Here is a 23,859-nt window from a genome sequence, read left to right as displayed (position 1 = left end):
TGCTGGCAAGCTGAGATGCGGCCGCTAACCCGCTCACATATTTGACGTTCTCCTGGGGTCAGGTGTCCTTTTTGGTGGCGAGCAGGAGATTGGTTTCACTGCTGACCACCCCTTCGAAGGTGCGGATCTTGGCCAGCGCTGCATCCAGCGTTTCCAGGGTTTCAGTGCCGAGTTCCACAATCAAATCCCAGCGGCCATTGGTGGTGTGAATCGCCCGCACCTCCGGCAGCCCCTGCAGCTGCCGGGTGATCCGGCTGGTGCCGCGGCCCTCGATCCCGATCATCATCAGGCCGCGCACCGGATCGCGCAGCACATCCTCCTTCAGCACCACAGTGAACCCCAGAATGTCGCCGCGGGCCTGCAACCGCTCGATCCTGGCCCGCACCGTCGTCCGCGACAGGTTCAAGTCCAGCGCCAGATCTGACAGCGATGCCCGCGCATTGTGGCGCAGTGCAGAGATCAGGCGCTCATCCGTTTTGTCCATATACCACCTCGATTCGAACAATCAGCAACCATTATGGGCAAAATGCTGACTGGCTTCCAACACATTTCGGAAGCTAATTGGAAGAAAGCTGACTTTTTGAGAGACCAATACCGTGACCTCGCAACATTGCATTCTGATTGGCGCCCCGGTGGATAGCGGCAAGCGCCGCGCTGGCTGCCTGATGGGGCCGGACGCCTACCGGACCGCCGGAATTGCCGCTGCCCTGGAGAGCCTTGGGCACACGGTCGAAGACCTTGGCAACCTGGCGCCGGAGGCCTATACCGCCGACACCAATGACGGCCTGGTCTATGCCCGCAACGAAACCATCGGCTGGACCGCGCGTCTGGCGCAGGCTGCCGAGGACGCGCTGGAGTGCGGCCTTCCGGTGTTCCTGGGCGGCGATCACTCGCTGTCGCTGGGATCCGTGGCCGGTGCAGCAAACTTTGCCGCCAAGGCAGGCCGCCCGCTGTTTGTGCTGTGGCTGGACGCGCATACCGATTTCCACACGCCGGAAACCTCTGACAGCGGCAATCTGCACGGCACTCCGGTCGGATATTTCACTGGGCGCAGGGGGTTCGACGGCTTTCCTGAAGTCCTGAACCCGGTGCCGGAGGAGAATGTCTGCATGATCGGGCTGCGGTCTGTGGACACCCAGGAGCGGCTTGCACTGGAAGACAGCGCCATCCGCACCCATGACATGCGCCAAATTGATGAAAACGGCATCGCCGGACCGCTCAACCGGTTCCTGGATCATGTCGCTGAGGCCAATGGCATGCTGCACGTCTCGCTGGACGTGGATTTTCTGGATCCGTCCGTCGCCCCGGCTGTCGGCACCACCGTTCCCGGCGGCGCCACCGTGCGCGAGGCGCATCTGGTCTGCGAGATTCTGCATGATTCCGGCCTGATGACCTCGCTGGATCTGGTCGAGCTGAACCCGTTCCTGGATGAGCGCGGCCGCACGGCGCACCTGATGGTGGACCTCTGCGCTTCTGCCCTGGGCCGCCGCGTGTTCGACCGCCCGACACGGAGCTATCAGTGAGCAGCCTGCAAGCCCCCGCTGCGGTGGTGATGATCCGGCCGCATCACTTCCGCTCCAACCCCGAGACCAAAGGCGATAACGCCTTTCAAACTTTGGCAAATACCCCGGTCACGGCGACCGCGGCGCAGGCGCTGGCGGAATTCGACGGCGCCGTCGAAGCCCTGCGCGGCGCGGGCGTTTCGGTGCATGTGTTTGACGACACAGGCACTGAAACCCCGGACAGCGTGTTTCCCAACAACTGGTTCTCCACCCATGCCGGCGGCCATGTCGCGGTCTATCCGATGTTTGCGAAAAACCGCCGCAAGGAACGGCGCTGGGATGTGATTGAGCTGCTGAAGCGGAACTACCGGGTGCAGGATGTTATCGACTACTCCGGTCTTGAGCAGGACGGGCTGTCGCTCGAAGGCACCGGCGCCATGGTGCTGGACCACATCGGCCGCATTGCCTACACCGTGAAATCCAACCGCGCAGATCCGGTGCTTCTGGAACGCTTCTGCACCCATTTCAACTTTGAACCCATGGTGTTTGAAGCCAAAGATGAAGCGGGCCGCGACGTGTATCATACCAATGTTCTGATGGGGATCGGCACCGAATACGCGCTGATCTGCCTGAACATGATCGTGGAACCTGCCCGCCGCGCCGAAGTTGCCGCGCGGCTGGAAGAAACCGGGCGCCGCGTCATTGACCTCACACCGGACCAGATCGCCAGCTTTGCGGGTAACGCCCTGGAGCTTACGGGCCGCAAACGGCTTCTGGCCCTGTCGGCCAAGGCACTGGACGCGCTGCGCCCCGATCAGATTACGGTCATCGAGCAGAGCGCGGAGCTGCTGCCACTGACCATTCCCACCATCGAAACCGCAGGCGGGTCGGTGCGCTGCATGCTGGCAGGCATCCACCTCAGCCCCCGTGAAAGGAAAACCGCATGACACAGCCTTCGGACAAGGCGCTGGTGCCTTTTGTCAGCGTTGACAACATGATGCGCCTCATTCATCACGTCGGTATCGAGCAGATGATGCGCGATCTGGCGGACTATGTCGAAGAAGACTTCAAGCGCTGGGAGCTGTTTGACAAGACCCCGCGCGTCGCCAGCCATTCCGACGTCGGGGTGATCGAGCTGATGCCGACCTCCGATGGCGAGGCCTATGGCTTCAAATATGTGAACGGCCACCCCAAGAACACCTCTGAAGGGCTGCAGACCGTCACCGCCTTCGGCCTGCTGGCGGATGTCTATACCGGCTATCCGGTGCTGCTGACGGAAATGACCATCTTGACCGCGCTGCGTACCGCCGCCACCTCAGCAATGGCCGCCAAGTATCTGGCACCAAAGGGGGCGACCACGATGGCGATGATCGGCAACGGTGCCCAGTCCGAATTCCAGACGCTGGCAATGAAGGCGATCATCGGCCTGAGATCCGTGCGCCTCTTTGACAAGGACCCGGCGGCGACCGAGAAATGCGCCCGCAATTTGCAGGGAATGGGGATTGAGGTTGTCTCCTGCAAGACGCCCGAAGAAGCGATCGAAGGCGCGCAGATCCTCACCACCTGCACCGCGGACAAGCAGTATGCGACCATCCTGACCGATAACATGGTCGGCAGCGGCGTCCACATCAACGCGATCGGGGGCGACTGCCCCGGCAAAACCGAACTGGCGCCCGGCATCCTCAGCCGCTCCGAGGTCTTTGTCGAATACCCGCCGCAAACCCGGATCGAGGGCGAAATCCAGCAGATGCCGGAAGATTTCGCCGTGACCGAATTGTGGGAAGTGATTGCAGGCAGGAAACCGGGCCGCACCGGCGACCGCCAGATCACCCTGTTCGACAGCGTCGGCTTTGCCATCGAGGATTTCTCGGCCCTGCGGTATATCCGCGACCGCATCAAGGGCACCGATTATTTCATCGATCTCGACATGCTTGCTGACCCGGACGATCCGCGCGATCTGTTCGGCATGCTTCAGCGCGCCAAACCCTGACAGGCCGCACCCTCACACCCAGCAAAGGCGGCCCGTTGAACTGAGGCCGCCGGCACCTCCGGCCTCCTTGACTGTTTGCCGCAGCCAGCGGCATCTGCCGGCACTGCGCATGGGGATCTGTGCAGCTGCCTCGCCTAACGCAGACACACAGATAAGGAGGCCGGACCCCTTGTCCCGAGATGTCGCGCTGTTTCGCTTAGGCGTCCAGCTCAGTATCCCAGTACAGGAAGTCCATCCAGCTTTCATGCAGGTGGTTTGGCGGGAACTTGCGCCCGGTGTTGCGCAGCTCCTCCGCCCCCGGCCGCCGCGGCGGCTTGCGCAGCGACATGCCGGCCCGGTGCAGTGACTTGGACCCTTTCCTAAGATTGCAGGGACTGCACGCCGCGACCACGTTTTCCCAGCTGGTCACCCCTCCGGATGCGCGCGGCACCACGTGGTCAAAGGTAAGATCGCCCTTGCTGCCGCAGTACTGGCAGCGGAATTCGTCCCGCAAAAACAAATTAAAGCGCGTGAAGGCCACGCGCTTTTGAGGTTTTACATAGTCTTTCAGGACCACCACGGACGGTATTCGGATCTCGGTGCTCGGACTGTGCACCACCTCGTCATATTCGGCGACGATGGCGACCCTGTCCAGCCAGGCGGCCTTGACCGCGTCCTGCCAGGTCCACAAAGACAAAGGGTAATAAGAGAGCGGCCGGTAATCCGCGTTCAGCACCAGCGCCGGGTGCTGCTTCAGCGCGCCCGGAGATCTGACAAACTCTGCTCTGAAATCGCCATCCATTGTTGAACGTCTTCCTCGCCCTGATCTTCCGTGTTGCGGAACCAGAGCGGGGAACCCGCCCCAGCCTGACTTTGACTATATATCGTGGTTAGCGCCTGACAAGCCCTGATGATCCACAATATGTCGCGAGCAATCTGCGCTGATTCCGTGACAGCAGGGTGACACTTATCCACAGGGGCGCGGTCTTGGCCCACTTGCCCTGCGGCCGCCGCCCGCCTATTGCCGTTCCATGACCCGTCTGATCCGTTTCAACAAACCCTATGATGTGCTGCCCCAGTTCACTGACAGCGGCAGTCAGGACAGCCCGCGGGCGACGCTGAGCAAGTATATCGACTGCCCTGGCGTTTATGCGGCCGGCCGGCTGGACCGCGACAGCGAGGGCCTCATGCTGCTGACCGACAACGGCCGTTTGCAGGCCTGGATCACCGACCCCAAACACAAGATGGACAAGACCTATTGGGTGCAGGTGGAGGGTATCCCGGACCAGGAGGCGCTGAAAAACCTGGCGGAAGGTGTTGAACTGAAAGACGGAATAACCAGGCCCGCTAAGGTCCGGCTGATGCCGGAGCCGACGGGACTGTGGGCGCGCACCCCGCCGGTGCGGGTGCGCAAGACCGTCCCCGACAGCTGGATTGCGCTGACCCTCCGCGAGGGCCGCAACCGGCAGGTGCGCCGGATGACAGCTGCAGTGGGGCATCCGACGCTGCGCCTGATCCGCTACAGCATCGGTGCCTGGACCCTGGACGGGCTGGCGCAGGGCGCGTGGGAGGATGTGGAGCCGCCGCGTGTTCCAGGGCCGCCGAAGCCTTCGCAAAAGCCGCCCCGCAGACCCAAACCATCCGCTGCGCGGCCGCCAAAAGGTGACAGGCCCCGCCGCCGCTGATAGCCTTTCAGCCATGCTGCCGCCCGCCCCCGCCCCCAACGCCATTCTCGAAGCGTCGCTCTACGTCGGCGACCTCGACTCAGCAGAGGCGTTCTATGGCGGCATTCTGGGGCTGGAGCGTATCCAGCGGGTGGCCAACCGGCATGTCTTTTTCCGCTGCGGCACGTCAGTTCTGCTGCTGTTCAACGCTGAAGAAACGGTAAAACCACCGGGAAACCCGCGTCTGCCGGTACCGCCGCATGGTGCCCGCGGTCCGGGGCATGTGTGCTTTGCCCAGCCAAGAGAAAGGCTGCTGCTCATGCGCGCCCGGCTCGTGGCGGCGGGCATCGCGATTGAGGCGGAGTTCGACTGGCCAAGCGGCGCGCGCTCCATCTACTTCCGCGATCCGGTCGGCAATTCACTGGAAATCGCCGAACCGCACCTGTGGGAATCCTGACCTCCCGACGGGTCGGAAGGCCGGATTTCTCAATGCTTTAAAGGCCAAGCTTGTCGCGCATGAACGCCAGTGCCACGCTCAGCCCGTCCGGCGCGATGCCATGGGCGGTGCCTTTCTGGATATGGGCAAAGACATCCTGGAAGCCCGCCTCCTGCAGCGCTTCTGCGGCCTCGGGCAGCGACTGCACGGGCACCACATCATCCTGATCCCCATGCACCAGCAGCACCGGCATCCTGGAGATGGCTTCGTCTTTCAGCAGTTCCGGCTCCAGCAGGCGGCCGGAGAATGCGACGATCCCTGCCACCGCGTCCTCGCGGCGGGGGGCCACATGCAGGCTCATCATGGTGCCCTGGCTGAATCCGAACAGCACGACCTGTTCCGGCAGCACATCCTCGTCCACCATCAGCGCATCCAGAAAGGCGTTCAGGTCTTCGATCGCGGACTGCATTCCGCGCATGCTTTCCTCTTCCGAGGATCCGTCGATCCAGGGAATCGGGAACCATTGGAACCCGAAGGGCGCACCGGCGCAGGCCTCAGGCGCATCGGGGGCCACAAACAGCGTATCCGGCAGATGCTCCCCCAGCGGATCGGCCAGACCCAGCAGGTCGGCCCCGTTGGCGCCATAGCCATGCAGGAACACAACAATCGAGCGGGTTTCGCCGGAAACCGGCTCCTTGCGGCCGGCAGTCAATACACGAGTCATCGGATCCCTTCCCTGTCCTTCGCCACCCGGTAATAGGCCCAGAGAATGCGCGCCGCAACCGACCGCCACGGCGACCAGGCTTCGGCCAGCTGCCGCATCTCCTTTTCCTTGGGGCGGGCGGGCAGATCGAACAGCACCCGGGCCGCCTCCTGCAAGGCCAGATCACCATGGGCAAACACATCGGCCCGGCCCAGCGAAAACATCGCATAAATCTCCGCCGTCCACTGGCCAATCCCGGGAACCTGGACCAGCGTTGCAATCACCTCTGCATCAGGGGCGCTTCGCAAGGCATTGTAATCAATGCGCGCCTCCGCCAGCGCCCGGGCATACCGGATTTTCTGACGGCTGAGGCCAGCGGCGCGCAGATCGTCATCCGCGGCCCAAAGGATCTTGCGCGGCCCGGTAAGCCTTGCCGCTTTCATCCGCGTCCAGATCGCATTGGCCGAGGCCACGCTGACTTGCTGGCTGACAATCGCACTCAGCAGTTCCGCAAAGCCATCCGGCCTGCGCCTGAGCGGAAGCGCGCCGGTCAGTTCCAGCGCACGGGCAAACCGGCTGTCCTGCGCTGCCAGCCAGTCCGCGCCTTCGGACACGCAGGCATCGCACTGGATGATCCGGCCCGCGCGCGGATGGAAGGTTTGCATTTCTGACGCCACGTCACCCCCTGATTGACCGCTGTTGAAAGAAAGCGTGAACGCCAATTCATTTCCGCTGGCTTGCCCATCGACATATTCACAGTTACGCATCCCACATGACCATGAGCATGACCACCCCCAGCGACACCGTCGCCAAGAAAAACGTCGCCATCCTGGTGCTGGCGCAGGCGATCCTTGGCGCGCAGATGCCGATGATTTTCACCATCGGCGGCCTTGCGGGGCAGTCGCTGGCCTCGAACCCCTGCTTTGCGACTCTGCCGATTTCCCTGATTGTCGGCGGCTCGATGCTGGCCGCGACACCGATTTCGGCAATCATGCAGCGCTGGGGCCGCCGGGCGGGGTTCTTCACCGGCGCGGCCTTTGGCGCGATTGGCGGGCTGGTAGGCGCCTACGGTCTGTACCTTGGCTCGTTCCCTATCTTCCTGCTCGGCAGCCTGCTGACCGGCGTTTACATGAGCGCGCACGGGTTCTACCGGTTTGCCGCAGCCGATACCGCCTCCGATGCCTTCCGGCCCAAGGCGATTTCCTACGTCATGGCGGGCGGTCTGGCAGCGGCCATCATCGGCCCTCAGCTCGTCAAGGCCACCAGCCAAGCCTTTGTCATTCCGTTCCTTGGCACCTATTTGGCAGTGATTGCGGTCAACGTTCTGGGCGCCGCGCTGTTCCTGTTCCTCGATATCCCGAAACCGCCTGCCCCCACCGCGGACAGCCCCAAGGGCCGCAGCCGGATCGAACTGCTGAAGACCCCGGTGATCGCGGTGGCGGTGATCTGCGCGATGGTCTCCTATGCGCTGATGAACCTGGTGATGACCTCGACGCCTCTGGCCGTGGTCGGTTGCGGCTATACCGAAGGCAACGCCGCGGACGTGGTCACCTGGCATGTGCTGGCGATGTATGTGCCGTCCTTCTTTACCGGCCACCTGATTGCCCGTTTCGGAGTCGAGAAAATTGTCTCCGCCGGTCTGGTGATCCTCGCAGGCGCCGGCGCCGTCGCGTTGCAAGGTGTTGAGCTGGAGAATTTCTTCATTGCTCTGGTGCTGCTGGGTATCGGCTGGAACTTCGGCTTTATCGGCGCCACGACCATGCTGGCCGGCGCCCATGAAAGCTATGAGCGCGGCCGGATGCAGGGGCTGAACGACCTGCTGGTTTTTGGCGGCGTGACCATGGCCTCGCTGGCGTCCGGCGGTCTGATGAACTGCTCGGGCGGCAATCCGGTGGACGGCTGGAACGCGGTCAACATGGCCATGGCCCCCTTCCTGGTGCTGGCAGGCGGTGCGCTGATGTGGCTCGTCCTGCGCCCCAAAGAGGCCTGACAACGTATCCTTGAAACGAAAAAGGCGCCCCGCAAGGCGCCTTTTTCTTTGGATCAGGTCTGTCTACCAGCGCCCGAGGGCGGTGCGCCACATCAAACCGGCCCTGCGCCGGAACTCGCTCTGCCCAAGCGCGCCCTGGGCCACCCGTTCCGGCTGCCGGACGGCCAGTTTCAGCAGTCCCTCCGCCTGCCACCCAGCCAGCAGCGCAGCGCCCGACTGTTTCGAAACCTTCCCGCCGCCCATGCGGGATTTGTATATCTTTTCCAGCCCCTTACGTGCCAGAGCTTGCACGCCCTCCAGGGTGCCGTCCAGCAGCGGAATCCGCTTCTGGGCCTCCAGCTCCGGAATTGCACGCAGCCAATTGGCGACACCTGCGCCATAGGCAAAATCGCGCACCACTGCCTCATCCGCCGGCCCCAGGGACGCCGCCGCCATCCACATCAGCGACCCGCTGGTGCGGTCGATATAGCTGTCGAAGGCGGCCTGATCCTCAAACGGGTCCTTGTAGATGTCCCAGCGCCGCGCCTCTGCCATGCCGTCAATGCAGGCCGCCAGATCCGGCCTCAGGCACCGCGCCAGCGGCGTCGCAACGTAGTGCCGCCGGACGGGCTTGCCATCCGCGATCTCCGCGCCGACGTCGCGCCACCATTGCACCCGCATTTCGGCAATCATGCTTTCCTGGCTGGCCCAGGGCGCCCGGGCCAGCTCGATATTAAACGAATAAAGCGCAAACAGCAGCGGCCGCGCCTGGACCGGTGCGGCCATGGCAGCCAGGAACCGGTCCGGATCGCTCTTCTGCACCAGTTCGGCGCAGGCCGTCAGGTCAGCGTCAAACTGCATCCGCCTGCCCGGCCCCGCAGTCATGCGCCAGCTTCCAGCGGATCGCATCCAGAAGCGCTTCGAACGAGGCGTCGATGATGTTCGGGCTGACGCCCACCGTGGACCACCGGCGGCCCTGGCTGTCCTCACTGTCGATGATGACGCGGGTCACAGCCTCGGTGCCGCCCTGGGTGATCCGCACCTTGAAGTCGACCAGCCGCATGTCCTCCAGCTGTGCCGAGTAGCGGCCCAGATCCTTGATCAGCGCCTTGGCCAGCGCGTTCACCGGGCCGCGGTCGCTGCCGGTTTCGTCCAGTGATTCACTCACGGACAGGCGCTTTTCGCCATCGACCTTGACCACCACAACCGCTTCGGACAGGCTGACCATCCGGTTGTACTTGTTCTTGCGCCGCTCGACCGTGACCTTGTAGCGCTTCACCTCAAAGAAGTCGGGCATCTGGTTCAGCTCTGCGCGCGCCAGCAGTTCAAACGAGGCCTGCGCGGTGTCGTAGGAATAGCCTTCCGCCTCGCGCTCCTTGATGCGCTCCAGGATCCGCGCCAGCGCCGGGTTGCCCTTTTCAACGATCAGGCCCGCGTCGGTCAGCCGTTTGCTCAGGTTCGACTGCCCGGCCTGGTTCGACATCGGGATCACCCGCGCGTTGCCGACCCTGCCCGGCTCGATATGCTCATAGGTCGACGGATCCTTGAGGATCGCGCTGGCATGCAGCCCCGCCTTGTGGGCAAAGGCCGAAGCCCCCACATAGGCCGCCTGCCGCACCGGAACCCGGTTCAGGATATCATCCAGCATCCGGCTGATCCGGGTGAGGCCCGCAAGCGCCTCCAGGCTCACGCCGGTGTCGAACCGGCTGGCATAAGGTTCCTTCAGCAGCAGCGTCGGGATCAGCGCGGTCAGGTTGGCATTGCCGCAGCGTTCGCCCAATCCGTTCAGGGTGCCCTGGATCTGCCGCGCCCCGGCGTCCACTGCAGCCAATGAACACGCCACGGCATTTTCCGTGTCGTCATGGGTATGTATGCCCAGTTTCTCACCCGGGATTCCGGCTGCGACAACCTCTGTGACGATGCGGCTCACCTCGGCCGGCAAAGCGCCGCCATTGGTGTCGCACAGCACCACCCAGCGCGCCCCGGCCTCCAGCGCAGCCCGGCACGCCGCCAGCGCATAGTCCGGGTTGTCCTTGTAGCCGTCAAAGAAATGCTCGGCGTCAAACAGAGCCTCGCGCCCCTGCGCCACGATATGGGCGACCGAGGCCCGGATGTTGCCGAGGTTCTCCTCCAGCGTGATCCCCAGCGCGTGGGTCACATGGTAGTCGTGGCTTTTGCCGACCAGACAGACCGCAGGCGTGCCGGCATTCATGACTGCTGCCAGCACATCGTCGTTTTCCGCCGACCGCCCGGCCCGCTTGGTCATGCCGAAGGCAGTCATCGTGGCGCGGGTGTCCGGCGCTTCGCTGAAAAATGCGCTGTCGGTCGGGTTCGCGCCCGGCCAGCCGCCTTCGATATAGTCGACGCCCAGTTTATCCAGCGCCTGCGCGATTTGCTTCTTTTCCGCGGTGGAGAATTGAACGCCCTGGGTCTGCTGCCCGTCGCGCAATGTGGTGTCGTAAAGGTAGAGCCGTTCCCTGGCCATCAAAGCGCCTCCAGCTTGGCAGGGTCAAACCCTGCACCCGGCACCAACTCAACGCCGGTTTTGCTCATCCGCACTTCAAGCCCTGCCTCAACATAAGCCGCCTTCAATTTGTCGACCTCGGAAAAGTCCTTGCTTTCCATAGCCTTCTGACGCGTCTTGAACAGCTTTTCCGCAAAGGCCGACAGGTCAATCGAGGGCGCGGACGCCCAGGCGCCCATCTCCTCCGTCAGCAGCCCCAGCATCTGCGCCGAGGCCAGCAGCCCCGCCGCATCGCCCGCCGCTGCCAGCTTGTGCAGCTCTGCAATGGCGCCCGCGGAATTGAGGTCATCCGCCAGCGCCTCCAGGACCGCGGCAGCAGCGCTGGACGCGGGCTCGATGCCCGCGGTCAGCGCCCGCCATTTGCGCAGCGTCGCCTCGGCCTCTTTGGCCTTCTTGTCGGTCCAGTCCATCGGCTTGCGGTAATGGGTCTGCAGGAACACCAGCCGGATCACTTCACCCGGATAGCCCTGGTCCAGCAGGTCGCGGACGGTGAAGAAGTTGCCCAGGGATTTGGACATTTTCTTGCCTTCCACCTGCAGCATTTCGTTGTGCAGCCAGAAACGTGCAAAATCACCCTCTGGATGGGCGCAGCAGCTTTGCGCAATTTCATTCTCATGGTGCGGGAACATCAGGTCGTTGCCGCCGCCGTGAATGTCGAAGGTCTCGCCCAGCAGTTCATAGGACATCGCCGAGCATTCGATGTGCCAGCCCGGCCTTCCGCGGCCCCAGGGGCTGTCCCAGCCAGGCAAATCATCGGTGGACGGCTTCCACAGCACAAAATCCATCGGGTTCTTCTTGTAGGGCGCAACCTCGACCCGGGCGCCGGCGATCATGTCATCGACGGACCGGCCTGACAGACGCCCATAGCGGTCCTTCCAGCTGTCGACCGCGAACAGCACATGGCCTTCGGCAGCATAGGCGTGGCCCTTGGCGATCAGATCCTCGATCATCGCCACCATCTGCGGGATGTACTCCGTTGCCCGCGGCATGTGGCTGGGCTCCAGCGCGCCAAGTTCGCCCATATCGTCGAGGAACCATTGGGTTGTTTCCGCGGTAATCTCGCCAATCAGGCGGCCGCTTTCGGCGGCGCGGGCATTGATCTTGTCGTCAACGTCGGTGAAGTTACGGGCATAAGTCACCTGATCCTCGCCATAAATCTCGCGCAGCAGCCGGTAAAGAACATCAAAGACCACCACCGGCCGGGCATTGCCCAGATGCGCCCGGTCATACACCGTGGGGCCGCAGACATACATCCGCACGTTGCTGGCGTCGATCGGCTCAAAGACCTCTTTCTTGCGGGTCTTTGTGTTGTGCAGCTTGATCACTATGTCCTTGGTTCCCATGCCCGTTCCTTTCCCATGCCCAGCTCATGATGGCCGGCATCACCCTTTGCGCGCAGCGCGGGCTTAGCAAGTTGTCAGGGAAATGAAAACGACAGAAACCAGCCCGCTGATATGTCAGCAGGTAATGCAGCAAATGATGGTGGCGCATTTCTGGTTCATGAAAGCTGCTTAGCACGGGCCGCCGGCCCCGCCAAGTGTTTTGCCTCAGACGGCAAAGGCCGCCCCGTCTGCCTTGGGTACAGACCGGGCGGCCAGCGGCGCGGCGGAAACGCATCGCCGCGCCAGCGTGTGCGTCAGATTAGAACTTGAACGACGCGCGCAGCGAAACCGAGGTGGCATCTGCGCCAACGCCGGAGTTGCCGAAATCGTCGAATTCATGCTCAAGCACTTCACCGCCGATCTGCCACTGGTCGGTGACCTGATAGGCCAAGCCGACGCCGTAGAACTCGCCGGTTTCGCTGCCCAGCGAGCTGTCGGCCTCAGCCACACCGCCGGTGACATAGGCGAGAACGTTGCCGAAGTCGTAACCGGCCTTCACCTTGGCACGGGCGACCGAGTCAACGGTTGCGCCGCCGCCCAGATCGACGTCGGTGGTGTCATAATCCAGTTCGCCACCCAGGACGAAACGGCCAAAATCATAGTTGTAGCCTGCGTGGATACCATAAGCGGCATCATCACCCGAGGCTCCGTTGGTTGCGTCCACATCCAGCTGGCCGATCTGGCCACCCAGGTAGAAACCGGTCCAGTCGCCGCCATCATTGGCCACTGGCACGGGGGCCGGTGCCGGCGCGGGTTCGACCACCGGTTCACTGATGTTGCCGGCAAACGCTGCACTGCCCATTACGGCTGCGATGGCTGTCATAGCTACGAAACGAGTCATTCAGACTTCTCCTTTTGCAGTCCCGGCGCAGGTTGTGCGCCGTTGGAGCTTACAAAAGGGCTTCGCACCCGAACTTCCAGTGCTACCGGCTCACGTTCTCTTGAACTGGCAATGACTGGCCGATATTCGCCCGTCGCGTGCGCTTTTCCGCCGGCCGCGGCGGGCGGACTTTCACTAAGCCATTGAAATAAGTCTGCGCGCACCTAATGGCGGACTGGCGCGGTTTATCTGGCTTTTGGCCCGCCTGAGCGGCAGCGCCCGTCAGAACCGGAAGGCAGCGCTTACAGACAGCGTCTCGCCGCGCGGGCGGCCGCTGCCGTCCCTGGGCCCCGCTTCATGATGCAGCACTTCGCCCCGCAGTTGCAGCGCCCGGTTGAGAAAAACGCGCATCCCCAAGCCAAACAGCGTTCCCTGCCGCCTGCCGCCAGAGCTTTCGGCCTGCACCCCGCCTAGGGTGACAACACCTGTCGCCGGTCCGAAGTCGTAGCCGGCATGCAGGCGCAGCTGGTGCGTCTCCTCCGCTTGCACGGCCCGTGTCAGCAGGCCGGAGCGGTTGGAAGAAACCGTGCCGCCCAGGATTAAGCTGCCGAATTCCTGAAGGAAGGCCAGCTGAAACGCATGCGGTTCCGCGGAACCGGTTCCGGTGCCGGAGGCAGCACGAATTTGGTTGCTGAACAGCGGCCGGGCCCACTCTTCCGCCGCCCCCGGCTGGCCAACGGCCAGCGCCAGCGTGAGGCCCGCTGCAAGGGCATGGGATAGTGCGGTTTTCCTAACCATCGGCATGTCGCTTTGCCTTCTCGAAATGCGCCGTTTCAGCGCGCCGTCCCCGGAACCTCCAGTATCGCTCATTAATGCTTAATATTCGGTTCCCAAGCGCATCCTGCCAACATCCGCCTGCCCCGCATAGCGTCAAAAATCGAAGGCACACCATTAAAAGTAGAAACATTTACTTAAAGCTGGCGCTTCAAAGATTCGCAGATGCCGCACCGCGTCCGGTGAAATTCATGTCGCTTTTTTCATCCTGGTCGCTAACAGGCAAGCAACCCCGCCCAGGACTGGCACTCTGCGGCAAAACAGGGGGAGACCGTATGCAGGGTGAACGCTGGCTTGTCAGCCTGATCTGCCGCACCATCGGTGCAGCGCGCGGGCGTGCGGCCAGGGGGCGGCCGCTCTGAGCCGGAAGTCACGCAATTCCTGCTCACCCACCTGAAAGGCCCCCATTCATGAACGACCAAGCCTCCTCCACCCGCGCCGGCCGCAGCGGCGGGCGCAACGCGCGCCGTGCAGCCCGGGCAGCCGCATTGCCGGATCATCTGCGCCCGGTGCGCCCTGGGATGGAAAGCACCGCCCTCAAACTGCTCAGCCAGACGGATATGGAGCAGATCCACCAAACTGCGCTGACCGCGCTGGAAGAGATCGGCCTCGCCGACGCCCCGCAAAGCGGCATCAGCTATCTGATGGCAGCGGGCTGCACCTTGGGCGGCGACGGCCGCATCCGCTTCCCCCGTGCGCTGGTCGAGGACACGATTGCCAAGGCAAACCGGTCCATCACCCTTTACAGCCGCGACGGCAAGTCCGACCTGCAGCTGTCCGGCGGCCGCGTCCATTACGGAACCGCGGGCGCCGCGGTCAGCATGGTGGACGTGCACGGCAAGAGCTACCGCGACTCCACCGTGCAGGACCTGCACGACGCCGCGCGCATCTGCGACCAGCTCGACAACATCCATTTCGTGCAGCGCCCTATGGTGTGCCGGGACATCGCTGACAACTGCGAGATGGATCTGAACTCGATTTATGCGACCACTGCCGGAACCACCAAACATGTGGGCGTTTCGTTTACCGAGCCGGATTTCGTGAAACACGGGCTGGAGCTGCTTCACATGATTGCCGGCGGCGAGGATAAGTGGTGCGAACGCCCCTTTGTGTCGAACTCCAACTGCTTTGTGGTTCCGCCGATGAAATTCGCCACGGAATCCTGCCAGGTGATGGAGGAATGCATCAAGGGCGGCATGCCGGTGCTGCTGCTGTCGGCGGGCATGGCGGGGGCCACCGCCCCCTCGACCATTGCCGGCGCAATCGCGCAGGCGGTGGCGGAATGCCTTGCCGGACTGGTTTATGTAAACGCCGTAAAGCCCAGTGCGCCCGCGATTTTTGGCACTTGGCCCTTTGGCTTGGACCTGCGGACCGGGGCCATGTCCGTCGGCTCAGGCGAACAGGCACTGCTGAGCGCGGGCTGCGCCCAGATGCACAAATTCTATGACCTGCCCGGCGGCGCCGCCGCGGGCGCCTCGGATTCTAAGCTGCCCGACATGCAGGCGGGATGGGAACAGATGTGTTCTGCCGTGATGGCCGGACTGTCTGGCCTCAACATGGTTTATGAGGCCGCTGGAATGCATGCCTCGCTGCTGGGTTTCTGTCATGAATCGCTGATCCTGGATAACGACCTGCTGGGCCAGGCGCAGCGCTGCGTGCGCGGCATTGAAGTGAATGAAGAAACCTTGGCCCTGGACCAGATGCGCGCGACCTGCCTTGGCGGGCCCGGCCACTATCTGGGAACCGATCAAACGCTCAGCCGGATGCAGGTGGACTATGTCTATCCGGACCTGGGCGACCGGACCTCGCCCAAGGAATGGGCGGAGCGCGACAAGCCCGACCTGATCGAGAAGGCGATTGCCAAGAAGGAGAAGATCCTGTCAGAGCGCGCCGCGGCCCGGTTTGACGCCGCCACCGACATGGCAATCCGCGCGAAGTTCAACATCCACCTGCCGGCATAACCTCCTTAACCGCTTGCAAACGGGCCGGACCTTCCGGCCCGTTTTATTGTGCCGGCCTGTCCCTGACGGTCCGGCACCGCGGCCTGCCGGATGACCGCGCTGCCAGTCTGGGGCGACCCTTCCCATTGCGCCCGGCGCACCGCCAGAAACTCATCGGGCCTGGCGTTATCGGCTTTCACTGCCCGAAAATCCGTGATAACCTTTTGTTAACAGGCCGTTTTCTGCAATGAAGCGAAAGACTCGGCGGGCTTGGCCCTGCAAGTTCTCCAGTGCAGATGCGCAATATGAAATTGCGTTATTGCAAAGCATGACACAGGCGCTGCACGAAACTGCTGTGAGCACCCCAAAAAACGCAAGACGCCTGCGCCAGATAGGCTTGAAAACCCCACCCCGGAAAAACGCAAGGCGCGGGACAGTTTCAGCCACCCGAGCCAGCACTGCCGCGCGGTCACTCCCAGGACATTAACCAGAAAATCCGCTGCAAGGCTAAAAAGCCCTGTTCCGTGGGGAGGCCGCCGGTATCACAGTAAGGATTTTGGATCCCATAGTCTGGCAACTGACCCGTCAAACCGCGCCACTAACCTTTGCGGAACTCACAGGGCAGACCAGGATTGCGAATTTGCAAGAGTGGAATGCAAAAACGCAGCGCGAGGCGGTTCCTCGCGCTGCGTTTGATCATCAGAAGAATGCCTGCAAACCGGTCTGGGCGCGGCCCAGGATCAGAGCATGGACGTCGTGGGTGCCCTCGTAGGTGTTCACTGTTTCCAGGTTCACCATGTGCCGGATCACGTTGAACTCCAGGCTGATACCATTGCCGCCGTGCATGTCGCGGGCCATCCGGGCAATCTCCAACGCCTTGCCGCAGTTGTTGCGCTTGACGATCGAAATCATCTCCGGCGCCGCATTGGCCTCATCCATCAGCCGCCCGACCCGCAGGGACGCATGCAAACCCAGGGTGATTTCGGTCTGCATGTTGGCGAGTTTCAGCTGGAACAGCTGGGTGTTGGCGAGAGGCCGCCCGAATTGGGTCCGGTCCAGCCCGTACTGGCGCGCCGCGTGCCAGCACGCCTCCGCCGCGCCCATGGCGCCCCAGCTGATGCCGTAGCGGGCCCGGTTCAAACATCCAAAAGGCCCTTTAAGCCCTTGAACATGAGGCAAAAGAGCGTCTTCGCCAACTTCCACCCCGTCCATCACGATCTCACCGGTGATCGACGCGCGCAAGGAGGCCTTGTTCTGAATCTTCGGCGCGCTCAGGCCTTTCAAGCCCTTGTCCAGCACGAAGCCGCGGATTTTGCCGCCATGGGCTTCGGATTTGGCCCAAACCACAAAGACATCGGCGATCGGCGCGTTGGAGATCCACATCTTGGAGCCGGTCAGCCGGTAGCCGCCTTCGGTTTTTTCGGCCCGGGTCTTCATGCTGGCGGGGTCGGAGCCTGCATCCGGTTCCGTCAGGCCAAAGCAGCCGATCCATTCACCGGAGGCGAGTTTCGGCAGGTATTTCTGGCGCTGCTCCTCGCTGCCGTATGCGTAGATGGGATACATCACCAGCGAGCTTTGAACCGACATCATCGAGCGGTAACCGCTGTCGACGCGCTCCACCTCGCGCGCGACCAGCCCATAGGACACATAACCGCCGCCAAGGCCGCCGTATTCTTCTGGAATCGTGGTGCCCAGCAGGCCCATCTCGCCCATCTCGCGGAAGATTTCCGGATCTGTTTCCTCGTTTTCATAAGCATTTAGCACGCGCGGCTGAAGCTTTTCCTGAGCGTAAGCGCGGGCCGAGGCGGAGATCATCCGTTCATCTTCGGTCAGCTGGTCCTCCAGCCGCAGCGGGTCTTCCCAGTTGAAACGGCCCAGATCCGGGGCATCCTTGGCGCGCAGCGCGGGTTTTTCGGTCATCTTGTCACCTCAATGGTTCTCGGTTTGGACAAACCCTAACGGCAGGTGAACGGAAAAAACAGCGAGACTTTGGCAAGAAACCATGACAAACACTCATACATGTCCGTACCTCGCAAATTCCTGCCTTCCATCCCCTCCCTGCGCGCGCTTGAAGCGCTTGACCGGCTGGGAAGCGCCTCGGCCGCGGCCGACGAACTGGCGCTGACGCAAGGCGCCGTCAGCCGCCAGTTGCAGACCTTGGAACGGCAACTGGGGATGGAGCTGGTGCAACGGGACCAGAAGCGGCTGACGCTGACAAGTGAGGCGCAGGATTACGCGGCGGAGATCCGGCAGGCCTTGAACCAGATCGTGCAATCCACCCTGCGTTTGCAGGCCGCACCGCTGGCGGGGACGCTGAACCTGGCAATTCTGCCGGCCTTCGGAATGCGCTGGCTGATGCCGCGGCTGCCCGACTTTGCCCGGCTTCACCCGGATGTCACGATCAACATGTCCACCCGGCTGGAGCCTTTTAATTTTGCCACGGAACCCTTTGACGCAGCAATACATTTTGGAAATGCAGAGTGGCCCGGCACGCAAGCCCTGCTGCTGAAGCACGAACAGCTGCTGCCGGTCTGCGCGCCGCAGCTTCTGGACGGCAGGAGTGTCACCGAACCTGATGACATACTGAAGCTGCCGCTGCTGCACATTCAAACCCGGACGACGGCCTGGCGCGACTGGTTCGCCCGGCTGGGAATTGCCGCGAATGACGGGTTGAGCGGCACGATCTATGATCAGTTCGCAACCATCACCCAGGCAGCGCTGCATGGTCTCGGGGTGGCGCTGATGCCGGATTACCTGGTGGAACAGGACCTGGCGACGGGCCGTCTGGTTGCCCTGCATCCGGAGGCTTCGGAGACATCTGGCGCCTATTACCTGGTGTGGCCGGAGCGGAAATCGGGCGCCCCTGCGCTGGTTAAATTCCGGGAGTGGCTGGCCGGTCAGGCGCAGCCGGAGGATCCGCTGCCGCGCTGACCGGCGGCCGAAAAACAAGGGGGTGACCTGCGTGCAGCCCCTGTGCACCGCCTGTACACCCCCCTGATGCTGTTTCAGCCGAGCGCGTAGCCCGCGCCGCGCACCGTGCGCACCGGGTCGCTGCCGCCATGCTGGGTCAGCGCCTTGCGCAGCCGCCCGATGTGAACATCGACGGTGCGGGTGTCGACATAGATGTCGCGGCCCCAGACCCGGTCCAAGAGCTGCTCGCGGCTCCACACCCGGCCCGGTTTCTCCATGAAGGTGGAGAGCAGGCGGAACTCCGTCGGCCCCAGCTTCAGCGGATTGTCGGCGCGGCTCACTTTGTGGGTTTCCGCGTCCAGTACAATGTCGTCAAATTCCAACCGCACGCCGACCGTGGAGGGCCGCACCCGGCGCAGCTGGGTGCGCACGCGGGCCATCAGCTCAATCACCGAATAGGGTTTGACCACGTAATCATCGGCGCCGGTTTCCAGACCGCGCACCTTGTCGACCTCTTCCGAGCGGGCCGACAGCATGATCACCGGAATGTTGCGGGTTTCCGAACGGGTTTTGAGCCGGCGGCACACTTCGATGCCGCTGAGGTTGGGCATCATCCAGTCCAGGATGATGATATCGGGCATGTCCTCCTCGACCACCAGCAGCGCTTCCTCGCCATGTCCGGCGCGCAGCACGCGGAAGCCATCGGCTTCGAGGTTGTAGGCCAGCACTTCCCGCTGGGCCATTTCGTCTTCAACAACAAGAACGGTGGGCTGATCGGCAGCCATCGGTCAGATCTCCTGCGGTGTTGTCGAGGTGGTGTCGGCTTTCTTGCGGTCTTCCTCCGGCTTCTCTCCGGTCACAAGATAGATCACCTGTTCCGCAATCGCGGTCACGTGGTCGCCCATGCGTTCGGTGTTTTTTGCGATGAAATGCAAGTGCATACAGGCCGAAATGTTGCGCGGATCTTCCATCATATGGGTCAGGAATTCGCGGAACAGGGCGTTGTACATCTGGTCCACATCGCGGTCGCGCTCGATTACGTCGCGGGCCAGCTCCACGTCGCGCTGGATGTAGGAGTCCAGCGCATCTTTCAGCATCCGCTCCACCTCGCGCGCCATGCGGCGCAGGGCGGAGGTTCCTTCGCTGATGTTCGGCCCCTGGGCCAGGACGCCAGTGCGCTTGGCCATGTTTTTGGCATAGTCGCCAATGCGTTCCAGATTGCCGGCAATCTTCATCACCGACAGAACCAGACGCAGGTCGGAGGCCGCGGGCGCGCGCAGCGCGATCAGCCGGGCGGTTTCCTCGTTGATCAGCTCTTCCAGCCCGTCTATGGCCTTGTCGGCCTGACGCACCGTCAGCGCCAGTTCCTCGTCGCGGGTTTCCAGCGCGCGGGCTGCCTCGCGGATGGCGTCCTCGACCAGGCCGCCCATTTTCATGATCCGGGCCTGAATCGCCTCCAGGTCGCGATCGAATGCCGATGCTATATGCTGCTCTGCCATGTTGAAATTCCTATAGATCAGCCAATCCGGCCGGTGATGTAGCTTTCCGTGCGCGGATCTTCGGGGTTGGTGAAGATCTGGCCGGTGGGGCCGAATTCCACCAGGTTGCCGAGGTGGAAGAAGGCGGTTTTCTGGCTGACACGCGCGGCCTGCTGCATCGAGTGGGTGACGATCACCACCGAGTAGCTGGCGCGCAGCTCGTCGATCAGCTCTTCGACCTGGGCGGTCGCAATCGGGTCCAGCGCCGAGCAGGGTTCGTCCATCAGCAGAACTTCAGGCTCTGTCGCGACGGCGCGGGCAATGCACAGGCGCTGCTGCTGGCCGCCCGAAAGGCCGGTGCCGGGGGCGTCCAGACGGTCCTTCACCTCATCCCAGATCGCGCCGCGGCGCAGGGATTTCTCCACGATTTCATCAAGTTCCGCCTTGTTTCTCGCCAAGCCGTGGATGCGCGGGCCATAGGCCACATTGTCGTAGATCGACTTGGGGAACGGGTTCGGCTTCTGAAATACCATGCCGACCTTGGCGCGCAGCTGCACCGGATCGACGCGCTTATCGTAAATATCCTCGCCATCCAGCAGGATATCGCCCGTTACCTTGCAAGTGCCGATGGTGTCGTTCATCCGGTTCAGGCAGCGCAGGAAGGTGGACTTGCCGCAGCCGGAGGGACCGATAAAGGCGGTGACGGTGTTGTCCTCGATCTCGACGTTCACGTCTTTGATTGCGTGGGTGTCGCCGTAAAAGACGTTCACGTCCTTGGCGGCGATTTTGATGTTCTGAGTTTCCACGGTGTTATCCATCAAGGTCATGTCGTTCATTGCACTATGCCCCCTTACCAGCGGCGTTCAAAGCGGCGGCGCAGGATCACGGCAAGCGTGTTCATGGTCACCAGGAAGATGAGAAGGATGATGATGCCGCCCCAGGCGCGTTCATAGAAGGCCGGGTCGGCGCGTTTGGCCCATTCGTAGATCTGCGCAGGCATCGCCGAGTTCGGCGCCAGCAGGCCGTCCGCAATGGTTTCCGGCGCGTTGGAGGCGATGAACCCGACCATGCCGATGAGCAGCAGCGGTGCGGTTTCCCCCAGCGCCTGCGCCAGCCCGATGATGGTGCCGGTCAGGATGCCGGGCGCGGCCAGCGGCAGCACGTGGTGGAACACTGCCTGCATTTTCGACGCCCCAACCCCCAGCGCGGCGTCACGGATCGACGGTGGCACCGATTTCAGCGAGGCGCGGGTGGAAATGATGATGGTCGGCAGGGTCATCAGCGTCAGCACCAGACCGCCCACCAGCGGCGCCGAGGTCGGCAGATGCATATAGTTGATGAAGACCGCAAGGCCCAGGATGCCGAACACGATGGACGGCACCGCGGCGAGGTTGGAGATGTTCACCTCAATCATGTCGGTGAGCCAGTTCTGCGGCGCGAACTCCTCCAGATAGATCGAGGCCGCAACGCCGATCGGCAGCGCCAGGGCCAGCACCACGAACATCATGAACAGAGAGCCCAGCATGGAGACGCCGATGCCGGCGGCTTCGGGGCGGGCGTCGGAGGCGTCTGCGCCGGTGATGAAGTCGAGGTTGAAGGTCTTCTCCAGCACACCGGCAGCAGCCAAAGCATCAACAAGATCAAGCTGTTCGGCAGAGATGTTCTTGTCGTTGACGATGCTGTCGCGGGTGACGCGCCCCTTCAGGTAGCCGTCCACGCGGCTAGAGGCGAGAAAGCGGAACTCCACCGTCTGGCCGATCTGGTCCGGGTTGGCGATCACATAGTCGCGCAGCTGCGCGGCCACGTCCTTGGACAGCACGCCGGCCAGGTCCTTGGCCTTGAGGCTGGTATCGATGCCCAGTTCCTCGACCGTGGCCTCCATCGCGCCCTTGATGATCGGGGCATAGCCGAAGGTGGTGACCTTCTTGATGTCTTCGATATTGCGCTCACCCTTCTTGTCGAGCTTGCCTTCCAGCAGCTCCACATTGAGCGTCACAAAGGTTTGCTGGAACGCGCCGGTGCCCTTGCTGACAATGGTGGTCACCAGGATCAGCAGCATGACCAGTCCTGCAGTGATGGCGGCGATGCCATAGCCGCGGAACCGTGCTTCGGCTGCGTTGCGCTTCCTGGTGCGCGGGGTCTGCTCCAGCAGCGAGCCGCCGTGTGTGCGGGGCTCCGCGCCTGCGTTGGATTGGCTGAGGTCAGTCATTATTCGTACTGCTCCCGGTATTTGCGCACGATATAGAGCGCCAGGACGTTCAGGCCGAGGGTCAGGACAAACAGTGTCAGGCCCAGGGCAAAGGCAACAAGGGTTTCGGGGCTGGCAAAGTCGGTGTCGCCGGTCAGCTGGCTGACGATGCGGGTGGTGATGGTGGTCATCGACTCCAGCGGGTTGAGCGAGAATTTGGCAATCGCCCCTGCCCCCATCACCACGATCATGGTCTCGCCGATGGCGCGCGACGCGGCCAGCAGCACCGCGCCGACGATGCCCGGCAGCGCGGCCGGCATCACCACCTGGCGCACGGTTTCCGATTTGGTGGCGCCCAGGCCCAGCGAGCCGTCGCGCATCGCCTGCGGCACCGCATTGATGATGTCATCGGACAGCGAGGAGACGAAGGGGATCAGCATGATGCCCATCACCAGCCCGGCCGTCAGCACCGAGGTGGCGCCGGCCATCCATTCGACCCCCAGCATCCCGCCCTTGGCAAACAGGTTCGCCAGTGCGGGACCGACCGTCAGCAGCGCGAACAGGCCGTAAACGATGGTCGGGATACCCGCCAGGATTTCCAGCAGCGGCTTCGCGAAGGAGCGCACCGTGCCGCTGGCGTATTCGGACAGGTAAATGGCTGCGAACAGGCCCACCGGCACCGCCACCAGCAGCGCGATGAAGGAGATATAGAGCGTGCCCCACAGCAGCGGCAGGATCGACAGATCGCTGTCGCCGCGGAAGTTGGGCGCCCAGGTGGAGCCAAAGAAAAAGTCGGTCCAGGAATGCAGGCCGAAGAAATTCTTGGTCTCAAACAGCATCGACAGGACAATGCCGACCGTGGTCAGGATTGCCAGCGAGGCCGCCAGGATCAGCAGCGCCAGCACGCCGCGCTCCACCACGTTGCGGGCGCGGAAGTCCTTGTGCGTGCGGCCGTAGGCCCAGGCAAAGCCGCCAAGCGCCAGCAGCGCGACAACCACGGTCATTGCAGTATTGCCGGTTTGGGACAGGTTGCGGTAGGACTGGGCGGCGCTCAGCACCTCGGGGCGCACGTCAGAGCCGAGGGCGACACCGACCTCGCCCATCAGGGCGCGCAGGTCCTGTCCGCCGCTGACGGCATCCCGCGCCTCCCGGCGGGTCAAGAGGCCCTGCTCCACCGCCAGATCCAGCCCTTCGGCAACCCGGCGCACGTCGCTCATCACCAGGCCGATGGTGGTGTTTTCCGGCACGGCCTCTGCCGGGATCAGGTTCGAGACACGGTTCTCGATAATCAGCGGCTGCGCCAGCAGCCAGACGGCCAGCACGGCGATGGCGGGCACAAACGCGGCCAGCGCAACGTGGTAGCCATAGTAAGACGGCAGCGAATGCAGTTCTCTTGCATCGCCCCCGGCGGTTCTGAGCGCGCGGCTGCGCCCCAGGTAGAATCCCGCTGCGGACAGCGCAAGCAGGAGAACAACGAGCCAGAAAGTGGGCATGGAGGGCTCCGATAGGCGGTGACGAAAGGGGAAACAGCGTCGGGGAC

Annotated in this window: 23 protein-coding genes; 8 read left to right on the top strand and 15 right to left on the bottom strand. The window is 63.0% G+C overall.

All coding sequences use genetic code 11. From position 1 onward, the window contains the following. Positions 1–58: 58 nt before the first annotated feature. Complete coding sequence (locus DAEP_RS0105280; RefSeq protein ID WP_008555396.1) at positions 59–484, bottom strand: Lrp/AsnC family transcriptional regulator; 426 nt, start codon at positions 482–484, stop codon at positions 59–61. A gap of 112 nt (positions 485–596) precedes the next feature. Here DAEP_RS0105280 and rocF point away from each other — a divergent pair, with 112 nt between their 5' ends. The 3 genes from rocF to DAEP_RS0105265 are packed head-to-tail and all read left to right on the top strand — an operon-like array spanning position 597 to position 3,492. Beyond that, a complete protein-coding gene (rocF, locus tag DAEP_RS0105275; RefSeq protein ID WP_027243924.1) occupies positions 597–1,523 on the top strand; it encodes an arginase in 927 nt (308 codons plus the stop codon). Further along, positions 1,520–2,449 carry a citrulline utilization hydrolase CtlX gene (gene ctlX, locus DAEP_RS0105270; RefSeq protein WP_027243923.1) on the top strand — a complete coding sequence of 310 codons (930 nt, stop codon included), beginning with the start codon at positions 1,520–1,522 and terminating at the stop codon, positions 2,447–2,449. The genes rocF and ctlX overlap by 4 nt, the downstream gene beginning before the upstream one ends. Continuing rightward, a complete protein-coding gene (locus DAEP_RS0105265) occupies positions 2,446–3,492 on the top strand; it encodes an ornithine cyclodeaminase (protein ID WP_027243922.1) in 1,047 nt (348 codons plus the stop codon). Before ctlX ends, DAEP_RS0105265 begins: the two co-directional genes overlap by 4 nt. Positions 3,493–3,688: 196 nt before the next feature. Here the strand turns inward: DAEP_RS0105265 and DAEP_RS0105260 are convergent, their stop codons facing one another. Beyond that, positions 3,689–4,273: an HNH endonuclease gene (locus DAEP_RS0105260; protein ID WP_008557943.1), complete on the bottom strand. Its 585-nt coding sequence runs from the start codon at positions 4,271–4,273 to the stop codon at positions 3,689–3,691. A 229-nt stretch (positions 4,274–4,502) separates the two neighbouring features. Here DAEP_RS0105260 and DAEP_RS0105255 point away from each other — a divergent pair, with 229 nt between their 5' ends. Together DAEP_RS0105255 and DAEP_RS0105250 are read left to right on the top strand one after the other, a co-directional pair. Then, entirely contained in the window at positions 4,503–5,156 is a 654-nt protein-coding gene (locus DAEP_RS0105255; protein ID WP_027243921.1) for a pseudouridine synthase, read from the top strand. A gap of 13 nt (positions 5,157–5,169) precedes the next feature. Next, positions 5,170–5,592, top strand: a complete 423-nt coding sequence (locus tag DAEP_RS0105250) for a VOC family protein (protein WP_027243920.1) — start codon at positions 5,170–5,172, stop codon at positions 5,590–5,592. 37 nt (positions 5,593–5,629) lie between these two features. On the opposite strand, the gene DAEP_RS0105245 is transcribed toward DAEP_RS0105250, so the two are convergent. Further along, on the bottom strand, positions 5,630–6,295 hold the full coding sequence (locus tag DAEP_RS0105245; protein ID WP_027243919.1) for an alpha/beta hydrolase: 666 nt from the start codon (positions 6,293–6,295) through the stop codon (positions 5,630–5,632). Next, on the bottom strand, positions 6,292–6,939 hold the full coding sequence (locus DAEP_RS0105240) for a DNA-3-methyladenine glycosylase family protein (RefSeq protein ID WP_027243918.1): 648 nt from the start codon (positions 6,937–6,939) through the stop codon (positions 6,292–6,294). The genes DAEP_RS0105245 and DAEP_RS0105240 overlap by 4 nt, the downstream gene beginning before the upstream one ends. 107 nt (positions 6,940–7,046) lie before the next feature. On the opposite strand from DAEP_RS0105240, the gene DAEP_RS0105235 reads away from it, so the two are divergent. After that, positions 7,047–8,264 (top strand): MFS transporter, encoded by a 1,218-nt coding sequence (locus tag DAEP_RS0105235; protein ID WP_008557110.1) that lies wholly within the window; start codon positions 7,047–7,049, stop codon positions 8,262–8,264. A gap of 63 nt (positions 8,265–8,327) precedes the next feature. On the opposite strand, the gene DAEP_RS0105230 is transcribed toward DAEP_RS0105235, so the two are convergent. From DAEP_RS0105230 to DAEP_RS0105210, 5 genes are all read right to left on the bottom strand, one after another. Then, a complete protein-coding gene (locus DAEP_RS0105230) occupies positions 8,328–9,104 on the bottom strand; it encodes a squalene/phytoene synthase family protein (protein WP_027243917.1) in 777 nt (258 codons plus the stop codon). Then, positions 9,094–10,728, bottom strand: a complete 1,635-nt coding sequence (gene cimA / locus DAEP_RS0105225; protein ID WP_027243916.1) for a citramalate synthase — start codon at positions 10,726–10,728, stop codon at positions 9,094–9,096. The genes DAEP_RS0105230 and cimA overlap by 11 nt, the downstream gene beginning before the upstream one ends. Further along, positions 10,728–12,110 carry a cysteine--tRNA ligase gene (gene cysS, locus DAEP_RS0105220; protein ID WP_027243915.1) on the bottom strand — a complete coding sequence of 461 codons (1,383 nt, stop codon included), beginning with the start codon at positions 12,108–12,110 and terminating at the stop codon, positions 10,728–10,730. Before cysS ends, cimA begins: the two co-directional genes overlap by 1 nt. A gap of 298 nt (positions 12,111–12,408) precedes the next feature. Continuing rightward, a complete protein-coding gene (locus tag DAEP_RS0105215; RefSeq protein ID WP_027237626.1) occupies positions 12,409–12,990 on the bottom strand; it encodes an outer membrane protein in 582 nt (193 codons plus the stop codon). 261 nt (positions 12,991–13,251) lie between these two features. Next, the gene (locus tag DAEP_RS0105210) at positions 13,252–13,839 is read right to left on the bottom strand and encodes a hypothetical protein (RefSeq protein ID WP_245595058.1); all 588 of its coding nucleotides are present in this window, start codon (positions 13,837–13,839) and stop codon (positions 13,252–13,254) included. Between the two features lie 374 nt (positions 13,840–14,213). Between DAEP_RS0105210 and DAEP_RS0105205 the strand changes: the two genes are divergently transcribed. After that, the gene (locus tag DAEP_RS0105205; RefSeq protein ID WP_027243913.1) at positions 14,214–15,764 is read left to right on the top strand and encodes a trimethylamine methyltransferase family protein; all 1,551 of its coding nucleotides are present in this window, start codon (positions 14,214–14,216) and stop codon (positions 15,762–15,764) included. A 678-nt stretch (positions 15,765–16,442) separates the two neighbouring features. Here the strand turns inward: DAEP_RS0105205 and DAEP_RS0105200 are convergent. Next, positions 16,443–17,663 (bottom strand): acyl-CoA dehydrogenase, encoded by a 1,221-nt coding sequence (locus DAEP_RS0105200; protein ID WP_027243912.1) that lies wholly within the window; start codon positions 17,661–17,663, stop codon positions 16,443–16,445. 99 nt (positions 17,664–17,762) lie between these two features. On the opposite strand from DAEP_RS0105200, the gene DAEP_RS0105195 reads away from it, so the two are divergent. After that, positions 17,763–18,674: a LysR family transcriptional regulator gene (locus DAEP_RS0105195; protein ID WP_027243911.1), complete on the top strand. Its 912-nt coding sequence runs from the start codon at positions 17,763–17,765 to the stop codon at positions 18,672–18,674. 74 nt (positions 18,675–18,748) lie between these two features. Here DAEP_RS0105195 and phoB read toward each other — a convergent pair whose 3' ends face one another. Genes phoB through pstC form a run of 5 tightly spaced genes read right to left on the bottom strand, consistent with a single transcriptional unit; the run spans position 18,749 to position 23,812 of the window. Next, positions 18,749–19,438, bottom strand: a complete 690-nt coding sequence (phoB, locus tag DAEP_RS0105190; protein WP_008557511.1) for a phosphate regulon transcriptional regulator PhoB — start codon at positions 19,436–19,438, stop codon at positions 18,749–18,751. 3 nt (positions 19,439–19,441) lie between these two features. Continuing rightward, positions 19,442–20,152, bottom strand: coding sequence for a phosphate signaling complex protein PhoU (phoU, locus tag DAEP_RS0105185; RefSeq protein WP_008555894.1), 711 nt, complete (start codon positions 20,150–20,152; stop codon positions 19,442–19,444). A 17-nt stretch (positions 20,153–20,169) separates the two neighbouring features. Continuing rightward, positions 20,170–20,967: a phosphate ABC transporter ATP-binding protein PstB gene (pstB, locus tag DAEP_RS0105180; RefSeq protein WP_008554330.1), complete on the bottom strand. Its 798-nt coding sequence runs from the start codon at positions 20,965–20,967 to the stop codon at positions 20,170–20,172. Between the two features lie 14 nt (positions 20,968–20,981). Next, positions 20,982–22,340 carry a phosphate ABC transporter permease PstA gene (pstA, locus tag DAEP_RS0105175; protein ID WP_027243910.1) on the bottom strand — a complete coding sequence of 453 codons (1,359 nt, stop codon included), beginning with the start codon at positions 22,338–22,340 and terminating at the stop codon, positions 20,982–20,984. Continuing rightward, positions 22,340–23,812: a phosphate ABC transporter permease subunit PstC gene (pstC, locus tag DAEP_RS0105170; protein WP_027243909.1), complete on the bottom strand. Its 1,473-nt coding sequence runs from the start codon at positions 23,810–23,812 to the stop codon at positions 22,340–22,342. The genes pstA and pstC overlap by 1 nt, the downstream gene beginning before the upstream one ends. Between the last annotated feature and the right edge of the window lie 47 nt (positions 23,813–23,859).

Source organism: Leisingera daeponensis DSM 23529 (genome assembly GCF_000473145.1).
In the GTDB taxonomy this organism is placed as follows: domain Bacteria; phylum Pseudomonadota; class Alphaproteobacteria; order Rhodobacterales; family Rhodobacteraceae; genus Leisingera; species Leisingera daeponensis.
This window is presented reverse-complemented; position numbering and strand designations above follow the sequence as displayed.